This is a genomic window from Microcoleus sp. AT9b-C3, from assembly GCF_036705485.1.
In the GTDB taxonomy this organism is placed as follows: domain Bacteria; phylum Cyanobacteriota; class Cyanobacteriia; order Cyanobacteriales; family Microcoleaceae; genus Microcoleus.
The window spans coordinates 22,507-36,639 of sequence record NZ_JAUBUR010000001.1; the positions used below are offsets into that span (position 1 = coordinate 22,507).

Here is a 14,133-nt window from a genome sequence, read left to right on the forward strand (position 1 = left end):
TTGTGGATCTGTCGCTGTCGCGCACCTACTCCCAAATCAATCTGAAACAATCAGATTTAATCTCAATTAGCAATTAGCAATTACTAATCATTAGTTAGCAATTAGCAATTAGCAATTACTCTACAAGTAATTACCAATTACCAACCGTAAACTATTTATTCAGCGCTTCGCGGGCGGCTACCGCTTCGTCGGGATGAATATTCAAGCGGGTCAAATTAATTCGACCTTTATTGTCAATTTCTCGCACTTTGACAATTACTTCATCGTTTACAGCTAACTCGTCTTCCACTTTGCCAACGCGGTAGTCTGCTAACTGGGAAATGTGAATCATTCCTTCTTTTCCGGGCAAAATTTCCACAAAAGCGCCGATCGGAATAATTCGAGTTACGCGGCCGACATACACGTCTCCTGCATTCAACTTGCGCGTCATGCCTTGGACAATGTTGTAAGCCCGCTGAGCTTTTTCGCTGTCGTTACCAGCAATTGTCACGGTTCCGTCGTCTTCGATGTCAATTTTGACACCAGTTTCTTCGGTGATGGCTTTGATCGTTTTGCCACCAGGCCCAATTACCAAACCGATAAATTCTGGATCGATTTTCAGGGTTAGCAAACGAGGTGCAAACGGCGACATTTCCTTGCGGGGAGTGTCGATGGTTGACAGCATTCTTTCTAGAATGTGCAGTCTCGCCGGTTTGGCTTGGCGGATGGCGGTGGCAATCACATCTAAGGGCAAACCTTTGATTTTCATATCCATCTGCAAAGCAGTAATCCCGGTGTCGGTACCTGCTACTTTGAAGTCCATGTCGCCTAAAAAGTCTTCAATTGCCTGAATGTCAGTCAAAATTCGGACTTCATCGCCTTCTTTAATTAAGCCCATTGCCGCGCCGCTGACGGGTTGGGAAAGGGGAACGCCTGCATCCATTAATGCTAGCGTTGAGGCGCAAACTGAACCCATTGACGTGGAACCGTCGGAAGAAAGGATTTCTGAAACTACGCGAATCACGTAGGGGAAATCTTCTTTGGATGGCAAAACCGGCAGCAAAGCGCGTTCTGCGAGGGCTCCGTGACCGATTTCTCGGCGGCCGGGCGATCGCATCGGCTTGGTTTCTCCTACCGAAAACGGCGGGAAATTGTAGTGATGCAGGTAGCGTTTGTCTTGCTGCGGGTGCAAGTCGTCTCCTAAGTCTTGGGCGTCGCCCGGGGTTCCCAGGGTAGCTGCGGACAAGACTTGGGTTAACCCCCGATTAAACAACGCACAGCCGTGTACTCGCGACGGCAGCACGCCTACGCGACAAGAAACGGGTCGCACCTCGTCTAGCTTGCGACCGTCTACGCGGATGCCATCTTCGAGGATCTGCTTCCGCATCATTTTTTTGGTAACGTCTTTGAAAACGTTGCCGATCGCCTTGCTGTTGGCAGTGGCGGCTACTTTTACCGGGTCCTCTTCCGGGAGTTCGGCGATCGCAGCTTCGACTTCATTTGCCTTAACTTCGTCTAATGCTGCATTCCGTATTGTTTTGTCTTTTTCAAATCTTGACAAAATGATGCGGATGGGTTCTTGGGCGCGATCGCGAATGAAGGTTTCCAGGGCCGAATCTTGCGATGGCCGTTCCTCTACCACCAAATCGATGCCCAATTCCGCCATAATTTCGCGCTGGGCTTGAATCAAGTCACAGGCTGCTTCATAACCGAAGTCGATCGCCTCGATGATATCCTGTTCGGGCAACTGGTTGGCGCCGGCTTCTACCATGATTACTCCGTCAGGAGAACCAGCTACCACGAGATCCAACTCGCCTTCTTTGATTTCGCTGTAGGTGGGGTTGATAATGAAATCGTCCCCTACCAAACCGACTCGCACCGCCGCCATCGGCCCGTAAAACGGCATTTTTGCCAGCAGTATCGCTACGGAAGCCCCCGTCACCGCCAAAACGTCCGGTGGCACTTGTTCGTCCATCGAAACCGTTGTGGCTACAACTTGGATGTCATCTCGCAGCCAGCTTGGAAATAGCGGACGCAGCGGTCGATCGATCAAACGGCCAGTCAAAGTTACTTTTTCTGGGGGACGCCCTTCCCTTCGCAAAAATCCACCGGGAATTTTACCGCCAGCGTAGAGTCTCTCTTCGTAATCCACCAACAGGGGCAGGAAATCAATTCCTTCTCTCCCCTGCGATCGAGTCGCTGTCACCAAAACCGCCGTGTCACCCGACTGAATCAAAACTGCACCGCCTGCTTGAGGCGCTAGTAAACCAATCTTCAGTCTAATATCCCGTCCATCGAAGGATATTGACTTGTCTATCTCTACCATGTAGCACTGCTTCCTTATCTACCACATTCTTTCTCTGTCGGGATCGTAACATTACCACAGGATGTTTGAGAGTCCGACACCAAAAGACAGGGATAATCGCCTCGCGATCGACTGTCTGCGTCTGGCTTGTAAGCATTTATACTAAAAAATTATTTTTTGCAGTCAAAGGTGGATTCTCCGGTCGATTCTCCGGTCGATCGTCCGCTAAACGCCTTCCATAGATGGTACGATCAATTTTCGTTTGGGAATTGGGACGTTGAAGGAAGAAGGAACAGGGATTTAGTTATCTAAGTCAGGGAATAAGCCGTAAGGTGTGTCATCAGTACCTAAATATACAGGTTCTACCTAATTCCTATCAGGCTTAAAATTACCTCGGTTTGTTTTAAATAAAATTTTCATAAATCCCTATAAATGCTGTAGTCAACCTCGCACTTAAATACAAATATCAGGGTAAAAAATATGGCAATTTTACACGGCAGTTGGCTCATAGAGAATGAAAAAAGTTGCTTATTTATTTGGGGAGAAACTTGGCGAAAAATTGGTGCTATTGAAGCTAGGGAATCGGGGATAAATTTACCGCATCCCTTAGCAATGACCGAATCGGAATTTAAGACTTTCCTAAATTCCTTGCAGCAGTCGGGAAAACTGGATTGGCAATTACCGGAAACCGCAGAAACTCTACCGGAAAAAAGCAAAAAAACTAGGCGATCGCCCAAAACTCAAAACGCAGCAGAAATTAGCCCACCCAACTCCTCAATTAAAAGGGAAATTCGGGCGATCGCACTTCCCACCCAAATCTCAGAAGCGAACGCAAATCTGATGCCGCAGCACTCAGCAGCAGCACTGGAGCAACCGGCCAAAATCGAGGAAATTTACCTTTATCCCTGGCAAGTTGAGGGTTTTTGTCTCAACCCTCAAGCAGCTTTTGTTTTCTTGCAATCACTACCGCTTAACAGCACGGAACCAGACTCTTTTGTCGGCTCAGATTTGCGTTTTTGGTCTCATATTGCTAGGTGGAGTTTGGATTTGTTGGCAAGATGCAAATTTTTGCCGGGATTGGAGAAACAGTCCGACGGTTCTGCTATTGCCAAATGGCAACCGTTGTTAGATAGTTCTACAGATAAACTCCGCCTTGCCACTTTTGTCAAGCAAATGCCGACGGCTTGCAGAACATATCAATCGAAGGAAGGTTCGGCAGCGGATTTTGTAACGGATGTAACGGATGTCAGTCCGATGTCCGTCGGAAGAAGGAAGAAGGAAGAAGGAAGTTCGGCAACGGATTCTGTAACGGATGTAACGGATGTAACGGATGTCAGTCGGATGTCCGTCAGAAGAAGGAAGAAGGAAGAAGGAAGTTCGGCAACGGATTCTGTAACGGATTCTGTAACGGATGTCAGTCCGATGTCCGTCGGCAGAAGGAAGAAGGAAGAAGGAAGAGGGGAAAAGGAAGAAGAATTCAGTCAATTGCCTTTAGCGGTGGATTTGCCGATGGGGGCGGAGGAATTGGTGTTAGGCTTTTTGAGCAGTATTGTAGATAGTCAAGTGCGAGGGGCTGGTAGCTCTACTTTAGAGATCAAAACAGTTTCTCCTGTGCGCGACTGGCTGCAAGCTTTGCAGCAGGAATCGGGGATAGTTCAAGTAGAAACAGCAGCATTGGAAAACTTGGCAACCAAGCTGAGTGCTTGGACTGCACCGCTGCAAAACCAATTATCTCAACAAAGTCAATTTCGCACTTGCTTTCAACTCATACCACCAGCGCCCGGTAAAGCCAATTGGAATTTAAATTATTGCTTGCAAGCAGCAGATGACACCGAATTTTTGGTGGACGCGACAACTGTTTGGAACAACTCAGTCGAGCGTTTGGCTTATGCGGGGCGAACAATAGAATTACCTCAAGAAACTTTGCTCAGCGGCTTGGGTTTAGCCTCGAAACTTTATCCGTTAATTGAACCGAGTTTGCAAGCACAGCGGCCTCAATCTTGCCAATTAAATCCGCTGCAAGCTTACGAGTTTATTAAGTCTGTAGCTTGGCGGTTTGCTGATAGCGGGTTGGGCGTAGTTTTGCCGCCGAGTTTGACAAAGACGGATGGTTGGGCGAGTCGTTTGGGTTTGAGCATTCAAGCGGAAACTCCGAAAGTGACTCCGGCGAAAGGTGGGGTGGGATTGCAAAGTCTGCTAAATTTTAAGTGGGAATTGACGATCGGCGGACAGCGCATTTCTAAGGCCGAATTTGACAGATTGACCGCGTTGAATTCGCCTTTGGTGGAAATTAACGGCGAGTGGGTGGAGTTGCGCGCGCCGGATGTGAAAGCGGCTCAAACTTTTTTTGCCAGCCGCAAAGAGCAAATGACTCTTTCTTTGGAGGATGCTTTGCGTTTGGCGTCGGGCGATACTCAGATGATCGAGAAATTGCCTGTGGTGAATTTTGAGGCTACGGGTCAACTTCAGGAATTGTTGAATACTTTGAGCGATAATCAAGCGGTAAGTGCGATCGCAACTCCGGCTAGTTTCCGAGGACAATTGCGGCCTTATCAAGCCCTAGGAGCAGGCTGGTTAGCATTCTTAGAACGGTGGGGTTTGGGTGCTTGTCTGGCGGACGATATGGGTTTGGGAAAGTGCATTTTACCACATTCTTTGCTTTTTCTTAATGGTTTTTTACAAAAAGCTGAAAAAATATGGGAAGCTTATGCCGGAAAAACAGAATTCGACGGTGAGGGCTTTTGGTCTGAACCTAACGAGCAATTACTGGTAAATTCCATAAATCAGGAAACAGGCAAAATTGTACAGGCTACTGTTCGACGGCTTTACCGCCAGCAAGTGCAAGAAAAGTTGAGAACAATCAAACTACAAGATGGTAGCAGCATCACAATTACCCGTCGCCACAAATTGTTAGGACGCGATGGCTGGACAAATGACCTCAAGGTGGGAGATTATGTTTGCGTTCCTGCTAAATTGTATTGGGAAGGAAAACCGGAAGATCCCGATTTAGTCAAGTTTCTGGCTTGGCAGATTGCTGAGGGATATGAGCAGCGCGATCAAGCAATGCTCACCATAACGCAGAAAGATGTGGCAGTTCTTGAAGAATTGCGTTTCACACTTCACCAATTAAGCAAAAAGTATGGGATAAAAATAAATAATCCTGCTGTTCGTACTCCCGGTAAGCAAAGAGCAGCATATTTAGCTGTGTGTAGTCGATCGTACCAAAGCTTTCTTGAGGCTAAAGGCTACGAGTGGGGGAAGCTGTCAGCCGAAAAAAGCTTCCCGCAATTCATCATGCAAGCCAATCTTGACAGCATACGGATTTTACTCAAAAACTACTTTGATGCTGAAGGTTCTGTCTTTCTTAACACGCGAACTATCGAAATTAGCACCGCTTCGCCTTTAATCATCCAACAACTTTCTACATTGCTGCGGCGCTTTGGAATTTGGCTGCGTATCGCCACTAAGCAGAAACGCGCCACCAATGGCAGCGGGATTTTTCGCACCTATTATATCGGTACTTTCGGCGGTAACTCAGCGCGCATATTTTTGCAGGAAATTGGCTTCGGTTCTCCCGAAAAACAGCGTAAATTAGAGCAGATTTGCGAATCGGCTTGCAACACCAATGTTGAGGGAATTCCTGCTTCCGATATCGTCGCTCGTGCAGTGGAAATTACAAAATTACCATTGCGCCATTTTGGAATGCACAACCCCGTTTACATCAACGGTTCTCAGGAGTTTTCCCACAGGAGTCTGGCAAGGGTAGTCGCTGGGATGGAAAATATTTTAAATGGGTCTGCCGAACAAGAATACCGTCAGCTAAAGCCTTCAAAGTGGACGAATCAGACTCTAGAAGCTTATGCAAATTTAGACACACAACAGCTAGATACAATCAGAGAAGGCTTACAACTTTTTCTAGACCAAGAAGTTTTTTATTGCCGGATAGAGCAAATTGAGGATTTTGAGTACCGTGGGTGGGTTTATGATTTTGAGGTGAGCAAGCATCACAATTTTGTTGCCAATAATATCTTGTGCCACAATACTATTCAGCTTATTACTTTTCTCCTGCACTTACAGGAACAAGATTCTCTAGAAGCGCCAACATTACTGGTTTGTCCGACATCGGTATTGGGCAACTGGGAGCGCGAAGTCAAGAAATTTGGCCCGACGCTAAAGGTGTTAGTTCACCACGGAGACAAGCGCGCTAAAGGCAAAGCATTTGCGGCTGAAATTAAAGGAAAGGATTTAATAATTACCAGTTACGCCTTGGTGTTTCGTGATGCGAAGGAATTTCAAGGCCTTAAATGGCAAGGATTGGTTTTGGATGAAGCGCAAAATATTAAAAATTCCGAGGCTAAGCAGTCGCAAGCGGTGCGGCAAATCGAGGCATCTTTTAGAATTGCGCTGACAGGAACTCCGGTGGAAAATAGACTGCAAGAATTGTGGTCAATTTTGGAGTTTCTCAATCCTGGCTATTTGGGGCCGCGCAATTTCTTTCAGCGCCGATTTGCAATTCCGATCGAGAAATACGGCGATCGAGAATCATTGCAGAGTTTGCGATCGCTCGTTCGGCCTTTCATCCTCCGCCGCCTGAAAACAGACAAAGAAATCATCCAAGATTTGCCCGAAAAACAGGAGATCACTGTATTTTGCGGGCTGGCGGCTCAACAGGCGGCATTATATCAGAAAATAGTCGAAGAGTCAATAACTGAATTAGAGTCAGCCGAAGGCATTCAGCGCCGGGGAATGATTCTGGCTTTGCTGGTAAAACTCAAGCAACTTTGCAACCATCCGGCTCTTGTGAAAGCCGAAGCTAAGCCGAAAGAATTGGAGATTAAGAGTCAGGAATCGGGGAAATTGCAGCGGTTGGTGGAAATGTTAGAAGAGGTGCTCGCTGAGGGCGATCGGGCTTTAATTTTTACTCAATTTGCAGAATGGGGAAAACTCCTGAAACCGCATCTAGAACAGCATTTAGGGCGAGAAGTTTTGTTCTTGTACGGAGGAATTCGGCAACAGCAGCGGGAAGAAATGATCGATCGCTTCCAGCACGACCCCCAAGGCCCGCCGATTATGATTTTATCTTTAAAAGCTGGCGGCACAGGTTTGAACTTAACCAGAGCAACCCACGTTTTCCACTATGACAGATGGTGGAATCCGGCAGTAGAAAATCAGGCCACTGACCGCGTATTTCGCATCGGTCAAACTCGCAACGTGCAAGTGCACAAATTTGTCTGCACGGGTACGTTAGAGGAGAAAATACACGATATGATTGAAAGCAAAAAAGCTCTAGCCGAACAAGTTGTCAGCGCCGGCGAAAACTGGCTCACCGAGCTAGATACAGACCAACTTCGCAATTTACTAATTCTCGATCGCAATGCTATTATAGAAACAGAAGAAGAATAATATGATTAATTACCAATTCCCAACAGCACGACACGGATGTCACGGATACACGGATAGCTTTTTTTTCCTTTCTGACCGAAAGCATCCAGGATACAAGCCCCCGAATTCATTCCGAAAGCAGACTCAGTACCCAGAAATAAAAAACCTGTATCCGAGAAACTTGCCCCCCGAGTTTATCCGTGGGGTCAATTCTTCAAATCTAAAATCTAAAATCTAAAATCTAAAATCGATTGACTCCAGCATCCCAATTACCTGTGTGGCCAATGCCCGATGCCCAATTCCCAATTCCCGATTGAAGCCAGAAGGAAGAAGGAAGAGGGAAGAAGGAAGAGGGTAAGAGAAGGAGATAGGGAAAATTCCCTGTTTGGCCAAGGCCCGATTCCCAATTCCCAATTCCCGATTGCCGATTGCCGATTCCCAATTCCCAAATCTAAAATCTAAAATCTAAAATCTAAAATCGAATGATTGACAGAGAATGGTGGACACAACAGTGGTTAGATTTAATCAATACCTACCGCTTCAAAAAGCGCTTAGAACGTGGCTGGCAGTACGCGCGCGAAGGTAAAGTTCTCAGCATTAAATTTCCCAATCAAGAAGTAATTGCCGTAGTTCAAGGAACAGATCCCAAACCCTATCAAGTTTCTTTAGGGCTCGACACATTGAGCGATGAAGATTGGGATTATGTGATTGAAAATATGTCGCAAAGAGCAGTTTTTTCAGCTAAGTTACTAGCAGGAGAAATGCCGCACAATATTGAAGATGTATTTGCAGCAGCAGGCAAAACGCTATTTCCGTTAAGTTTGTCAGATATTCGATCGCGCTGTAGCTGTCCTGACCCCAAAAATCCTTGCAAACACATCAGTGCAGTATACTACTTATTGGGCGATCGCTTCAGCGAAGACCCCTTCGTACTCTTTCAATTGCGAGGCAGAACCAAAGAGCAAATCTTGACAGCACTTCGTCAAAGACGAGGTACGCAAGGAGAGGAAAATTCCCAACTCAACTCCGGCGAAAATTCCCCCACAGCGAATTCTAAATTGCCAAAGGTCGATCGCTTTTGGGAATACAACCAGCAGCTAGAATCATCTTTAGTAGTTATTGTACCGCCGCCCAGCAGCGAAACAGTATTAGATATCTTAGGCCCAATTCCCCTCGCAACCGACGGAAAAGGAACCGCTAGCAAATCCTCGCCCGCATCAGACGCACTGAAGCAGCATTTTAGCAAAATCTACCAAGCAGTTAGCCAGCAAGCAGTTTTAGCAGCACTGAAACGGGGCGAAGGAGATTAACATAATTTATCCGCAGACAGGATAGTAGGGAATATGACCGATCACAAATCAGGCTTTCATACCCCTTTGATTCTTTAGTTTCTCTCTGCTGGAACGAGAGTTTTTCTAGAATAGATTGCAACCGAGAAGTCTTACTTTTTGCGATTTCAGTTTACAGTTCCCGCAAATTACTCATAATCTCTATCAATTCCTGGGGGCGTTGAATCAAAAAATCGGGATTGTGTGCAGCCAAAGCCTCCTGAGAATTAAAACCCCAAGCTACAGCCATTACCTTAATTCCTGTTTTTCTAGCAGCTTCTATATCTCTAATCTCATCTCCCACATAAACGACTTGTTTAGGATTTATATGTTCTCTTTTTAACCAGCTATTAATAACTTTATGTTTACCAAAAGTTGACCCAGAGTAAATAAATGTGAAAGTGTCTTGCAAACCATTTTTTTCCAGCGATGCCAAGACGTTTTCTCGGGAATTAGATGTGATAATGCCCAGTTGAAATCCTAGTTTTTTTAACTCCAGTAAAACTTCTTTAATTCCCGGAAATAATTGAATGTTGGGAATTTCGCTTCGTAACTCTGCTTTCAACATTCTAATCAACAGTGGGAATTTGAAGATAGAAATGCCAGAATACTGAAGGAGTTGCCAAGAAGTTAAATTGCTCAGTTGAGCGATTTGCTCTTTAGTTGCAGACTTAAAGCCTAATTCTACTGACAAACGGTTGGTGATGCTCAGAAGAATATCGATTGTATCTGCTAAAGTACCGTCAAAATCAAAAATAATTACTTTGGTCATTGGACAATAGCAAATAAGGAACGGGGGAGCATACAATTTTAGATTTTAGATTTTAGATTTTAGCTGGGAATTACTTACTGTATAATATATTGACTATTGGCGCTCCGTTTTAGATTTTAAATTTTAGATTTTAGATTTTAGATGGGGAATGACTTAGTGCATAATATATTGACTATTGGCGCTGCGTAAATACCCTAGGGGTATTATCTATAGGGTAAGGTTCCCCCTAAGCACCCTGACGAACATCTCAACTTTTAAGGGTTAATTTGATTGGCTTTGGCATTTCGCCGCAGCATTTCGGGTTTAATGCGCCGCAGCGCCGAAGCGGTAAATCTGCGGTTCCATTCCTCGTCGGAAATGTCCGCTAATTCTGCAAGTGTCGGTGCTATGTTTTCAGGATAAGGCTCAAACTCTGCCACATCAGTTGGTTTCGCAAATCGCTGATTCCAAGGACAAACATCCTGACAAATATCGCAACCTGCTACCCAACCTTGTAAATTAGATGCAATTTCGTCGGGCAATTTTTCGGCTCGATTCTCGATCGTGTGATAGGCTATACATCGATCGGCATTCACCACAAAAGGCTCAGTAATTGCCCCCGTCGGACAGGCCTCAATGCAGCGAGTACAAGTACCGCAATGTTCCGTATGAGACTCATCGGGCGCTAACTCCAAATTAGTCAAAATTTCGCCCAAAAACACCCAAGAACCGTATTCGCGCGAAATTACATTACCATTTTTGGCAATCCAACCAATCCCGGCACGTTGCGCCCACATTTTATCCTGAACCGGCCCGGTATCAGCATAATACCGCGCTTCAATTCCCTCGCCTTGCGATCGCACCCAATTTGCCAAAACCTTCAGTTTTTTGTGCAAAATTCTGTGGTAATCCCGCCCCCAACCGTAGCGAGAGATTTTAGCGTATTCGCTCCCTGCCTCGACCCCCCCCTCACAAGGGGGATTTGAGGGGCGTTGGTGAGGTGTGTAGTAGTTGATGGCGACACATATTAATGACTGCACCTCTGGCATTATCAATCGAATATCCTGCCGTTTCGGATTTGCCATCCACGCCATATCCGCCTGATAACCCTTGTCCAGCCAAGCCTGCAATCTTTGTTTTTCTATATCGAAATCCGCGTCTTTTGAGGCTATCCCGACTTTGTGAAATCCCAACTCAAGGGCTTTTTGCTTCACCAAAATGCTGCTAATTGGCGCTTTCATTTGATACCAGGCAAATATTTACCTTTTGTATTGACTATTTTGATTTTATATGATAAAGAAATTTTTAACGATCGGTTTCCTAAATAACCTAATTCGGCGCACAGTCTAGTGACGGCGATCGCAATTTACCAAACCATTGATCATAGTTTTATAACTCAGCTATATGTAATTTATATTTGCAAAAATTAACAGAACGTTACATGATGTTAATCAAGGGAGCTTGAGGTTTCCTAACTCAAGTACCTCACTAAAACCACAAATCCCACAGCATATACATGGCAGTTAGCATTCAATCCGCTCAATCTATCTTCTCAAACACCGAGATTGCTAGCGTTGTTCCGGCTACCACCGAAGCCTTCTACAAACTCAGCGTTGAAGACCAACTAGCCTTGCTCTGGTATGCCTACACCGAAATGGGCGTTTCCATCACCGCAGCAGCTCCGGGAGTAGCCAGCATGGCGCTTGTCGAAGGCATCCTCAGCGAAATCAAGCAAATGTCGCCGGCAGCTCAAAGCAAAACCATGTTTGACCTAGCCAGCAACGCCGACACAACCATAGGTCGGATTTACACTTCCTTGCGCGTCAACACCAAACTCGGTTTCTGGTACGAGTTGGGACAGTTGATGAAACAGGGCCTTGTCGCTCCGATCCCCGCTGGCTATCAAATGTCTCCCGAAGCCACCGCAGTTCTCGAAACCATCAAGAAACTCGATCCAGGCCAGCAAATTACCGTACTTCGGAATACCGTAGTTCACATGGGCTACGACCCCGATTTCAGCCAAGAGTACGGCAAACGCTCTGCCCCCCGCAGCACTCCCACCGCTCCAGAAGAGCGGGTGAAAACCCAAATTGAGGGTATTAGCGAGCAGACTGTCCTCAACTACATCGACTACATGAACGCCTTCGACTTCACCCCAGCCGTCGGTTTATTTGCAGAAGAAGGTGCCCTGCAACCGCCTTTCCAAAAGCCGATCGTCGGTCGCGAAGCTATCCTCAACTATATGCGGGAAGAGTGCGTCGGACTGAAAATGATGCCCCAGCAAGGCGTCTCGGAACCCGCCGAAGATGGCTACCGACAAGTGAAAGTCACCGGTAAAGTCGAAACTCCCTGGTTCGGATCGAATGTGGGAATGAACATTGCATGGCGGTTTTTGCTCGATCCCCAAGGTCAAATTTTCTTTGTGGCGATCGACTTGTTGGCATCTCCTAAAGAATTGCTCAATTTGATCCGCAAATAGAATATTCTTGTTTGCTCTGTTAAACAGGCTTGCCCAGAAACCCAGATGCCATTAGGTGTCTGGGTTTATATCATTTTAGATTTTAGATTTTAAATTTTAGATTCAAGAATTTAAGGATGGAAAATGACTGATTGTATCAGGGTTTACAGCTTGGCTACACGGGAGCATCTCATATTTGTAAAAACACTTCTTCGGGCTCCTTCTTTCTTCCTTCTGACTCTTTCCTCCTGGCCCCTGGCTCCTGGCTCCTAACTCCAATTTTGGGATTAGCTGCTTTCATTGAGATGCTCCCGCCTACACTTGTATTTTTTGAAAGTAGGATTGATTTTGGTCGATCGCTCTGAAAGCTGCGTTCGACGCTCTGCGGTTCCCGATTCCTCCTTTTTTCGGAGAATTATTTTCCTACCCCTACTTATATCTTTTGAGGGATTTGCTGCGACAAAGAGAATGATTACAGTATACTCATTCATTTGAAATCACTTGTTTTATGACCGCCACAACTCGACCTATTTTAACTAACTCTATAAAGATTGCAGGCATCACAATGCCAGGGATACTGCAATATTTTGAAACTTTAAACGCGGGGGACTTTGAAGCGACGGCTAATTTATTTGCCGATGATGGGGTTATGCACGCGCCGTTTGAAGATCCAATTATCGGCAGGATTGCGATCGCCACTTATCTAAAAAAAGAAGCACGAGGAATGCAGCTAGACCCCCAGAAAGGTGTCAGCCAAATTTTAGAAGATGGCAAAGTAGAAGTTCAGGTCAGCGGTCGGGTGCAAACTTCCGCATTTGGTGTTAATGTCGGATGGCTATTCTTGCTCAATTCTGACCAAAAAATCCTTTCTGTCACCGTCAAACTGTTAGCTTCTCCCCAAGAATTGCTAAGTCTGCGGTCACAGAAAAAATTTGATGTTTAATAAACTGTTTGAGCTTTAAATTGCCTATTTTGGTTTGACCTGTCGATCGCACGTAATAGCTAAAGTGGTGCGATCGACAGGTTAAGCGGCTTTTTATGGCCATAATGAGGTAGAAACCGGGTTTTTATCCCCATCTTTGGTGAAGAGCCACTCACGGTATAAAAATCCCGCTTCTGCGGTATTTGTGCGATCGGGACTTTACCCCTACAATCTTAAAGTCTCGTGTTGGGCTGACCCTACTGCACGAAAAATTGGCTGTCACCGCAGCGTGCGACAGACAGCCAAAGCGAGTCTCAAAGTGCATTGTCAATCACTAATCACTTATGACTAATGACTAACGACTAATTAAGATTTTTCCGGCAAACTCGCTTCCAACTTTAGACAGTTGCGACCGTCTATTTGCAAACTGTAGTCCACCCGATCCATAAGTCTGCTCATAATCAGCCAGCCGTAGCCGCTTTCCTGTTTAGCTTCCGGCCTCGGGGGATTGTAAGTATCCATTTCGTAACCTTTACCGTAATCCCAAATTTCTAAACCAATATCCCTATTTTTTAAATTCAAACGAATTAACACGGGCAAATTGGGTTGATCTTTGTGAGCATGGCGGATCACGTTAGAATAGGCTTCTGCTAACACCAAGCGCAAACGATTCGACTGACGTGGCCAATCGACGTGCTCTCCTAGCTCTACTTCTAAACTGCTCAGCAACCAATTTTCAACAATTGTTAAAAACCGCAAGTCGCTTGGCACATGAAGCTCAGTATTCATAAAAAAATCCCGTAAGTTTGAAAACCCTGTGTCTTCCAGGTATGAAATACGACGAGCCGAATGGATTCGGCCTCAATACTTGTCGCTAATCGGGGGATACTAGCCTTTTGTGTTTAAAAATCAGGCATTCGTCATTCGGCAGAAGGCAGAAGTTAAGAGTATAGTTGAAAACTTTAGTTATGGGTCTAAAGCCCATTAACAATTGATAATTATACCGAG

At 45.6% G+C, this 14,133-nt stretch carries 9 protein-coding genes; 5 read left to right on the forward strand and 4 right to left on the reverse strand.

Going from position 1 to position 14,133, the window contains the following annotated elements; genetic code table 11:
- Positions 1–151: 151 nt before the first annotated feature.
- Complete coding sequence (locus QUB77_RS00075; RefSeq protein ID WP_333097397.1) at positions 152–2,305, reverse strand: polyribonucleotide nucleotidyltransferase; 2,154 nt, start codon at positions 2,303–2,305, stop codon at positions 152–154.
- A gap of 459 nt (positions 2,306–2,764) precedes the next feature.
- Here QUB77_RS00075 and QUB77_RS00080 point away from each other — a divergent pair, with 459 nt between their 5' ends.
- The 3 genes from QUB77_RS00080 (at position 2,765) to QUB77_RS00090 (ending at position 8,976) form a co-directional block, all read left to right on the forward strand.
- On the forward strand, positions 2,765–7,687 hold the full coding sequence (locus QUB77_RS00080) for an SNF2-related protein (RefSeq protein ID WP_333169335.1): 4,923 nt from the start codon (positions 2,765–2,767) through the stop codon (positions 7,685–7,687).
- Positions 7,688–7,957: 270 nt separating this feature from the next.
- Positions 7,958–8,128, forward strand: a complete 171-nt coding sequence (locus QUB77_RS00085; RefSeq protein WP_333169337.1) for a hypothetical protein — start codon at positions 7,958–7,960, stop codon at positions 8,126–8,128.
- Positions 8,129–8,148: 20 nt separating this feature from the next.
- Positions 8,149–8,976, forward strand: a complete 828-nt coding sequence (locus tag QUB77_RS00090) for an SWIM zinc finger family protein (protein ID WP_333169338.1) — start codon at positions 8,149–8,151, stop codon at positions 8,974–8,976.
- Positions 8,977–9,127: 151 nt separating this feature from the next.
- On the opposite strand, the gene QUB77_RS00095 is transcribed toward QUB77_RS00090, so the two are convergent.
- Together QUB77_RS00095 and queG are read right to left on the reverse strand one after the other, a co-directional pair.
- Positions 9,128–9,766, reverse strand: a complete 639-nt coding sequence (locus QUB77_RS00095) for an HAD-IA family hydrolase (protein WP_333169340.1) — start codon at positions 9,764–9,766, stop codon at positions 9,128–9,130.
- Positions 9,767–10,020: 254 nt separating this feature from the next.
- Positions 10,021–10,986, reverse strand: coding sequence for a tRNA epoxyqueuosine(34) reductase QueG (gene queG / locus QUB77_RS00100; RefSeq protein WP_333169343.1), 966 nt, complete (start codon positions 10,984–10,986; stop codon positions 10,021–10,023).
- Between the two features lie 275 nt (positions 10,987–11,261).
- On the opposite strand from queG, the gene QUB77_RS00105 reads away from it, so the two are divergent.
- Together QUB77_RS00105 and QUB77_RS00110 are read left to right on the forward strand one after the other, a co-directional pair.
- A complete protein-coding gene (locus QUB77_RS00105; protein WP_333169344.1) occupies positions 11,262–12,224 on the forward strand; it encodes an orange carotenoid protein N-terminal domain-containing protein in 963 nt (320 codons plus the stop codon).
- A gap of 487 nt (positions 12,225–12,711) precedes the next feature.
- Positions 12,712–13,146 carry a nuclear transport factor 2 family protein gene (locus QUB77_RS00110; protein WP_333169346.1) on the forward strand — a complete coding sequence of 145 codons (435 nt, stop codon included), beginning with the start codon at positions 12,712–12,714 and terminating at the stop codon, positions 13,144–13,146.
- Between the two features lie 345 nt (positions 13,147–13,491).
- Here the strand turns inward: QUB77_RS00110 and QUB77_RS00115 are convergent, their stop codons facing one another.
- Complete coding sequence (locus tag QUB77_RS00115; RefSeq protein ID WP_015177027.1) at positions 13,492–13,914, reverse strand: ATP-binding protein; 423 nt, start codon at positions 13,912–13,914, stop codon at positions 13,492–13,494.
- Between the last annotated feature and the right edge of the window lie 219 nt (positions 13,915–14,133).

Coding starts and splice junctions, on each gene's coding strand:
- QUB77_RS00115 (WP_015177027.1), bottom strand. CDS start 13,914: ATGAATACTGAGCTTCATGTGCCAAGCGACTTGCGGTTTTTAACAATT.
- QUB77_RS00110 (WP_333169346.1), top strand. CDS start 12,712: ATGACCGCCACAACTCGACCTATTTTAACTAACTCTATAAAGATTGCA.
- QUB77_RS00085 (WP_333169337.1), top strand. CDS start 7,958: ATGCCCAATTCCCAATTCCCGATTGAAGCCAGAAGGAAGAAGGAAGAG.
- QUB77_RS00080 (WP_333169335.1), top strand. CDS start 2,765: ATGGCAATTTTACACGGCAGTTGGCTCATAGAGAATGAAAAAAGTTGC.
- QUB77_RS00095 (WP_333169340.1), bottom strand. CDS start 9,766: ATGACCAAAGTAATTATTTTTGATTTTGACGGTACTTTAGCAGATACA.
- QUB77_RS00090 (WP_333169338.1), top strand. CDS start 8,149: ATGATTGACAGAGAATGGTGGACACAACAGTGGTTAGATTTAATCAAT.
- QUB77_RS00075 (WP_333097397.1), bottom strand. CDS start 2,305: ATGGTAGAGATAGACAAGTCAATATCCTTCGATGGACGGGATATTAGA.
- queG (WP_333169343.1), bottom strand. CDS start 10,986: ATGAAAGCGCCAATTAGCAGCATTTTGGTGAAGCAAAAAGCCCTTGAG.
- QUB77_RS00105 (WP_333169344.1), top strand. CDS start 11,262: ATGGCAGTTAGCATTCAATCCGCTCAATCTATCTTCTCAAACACCGAG.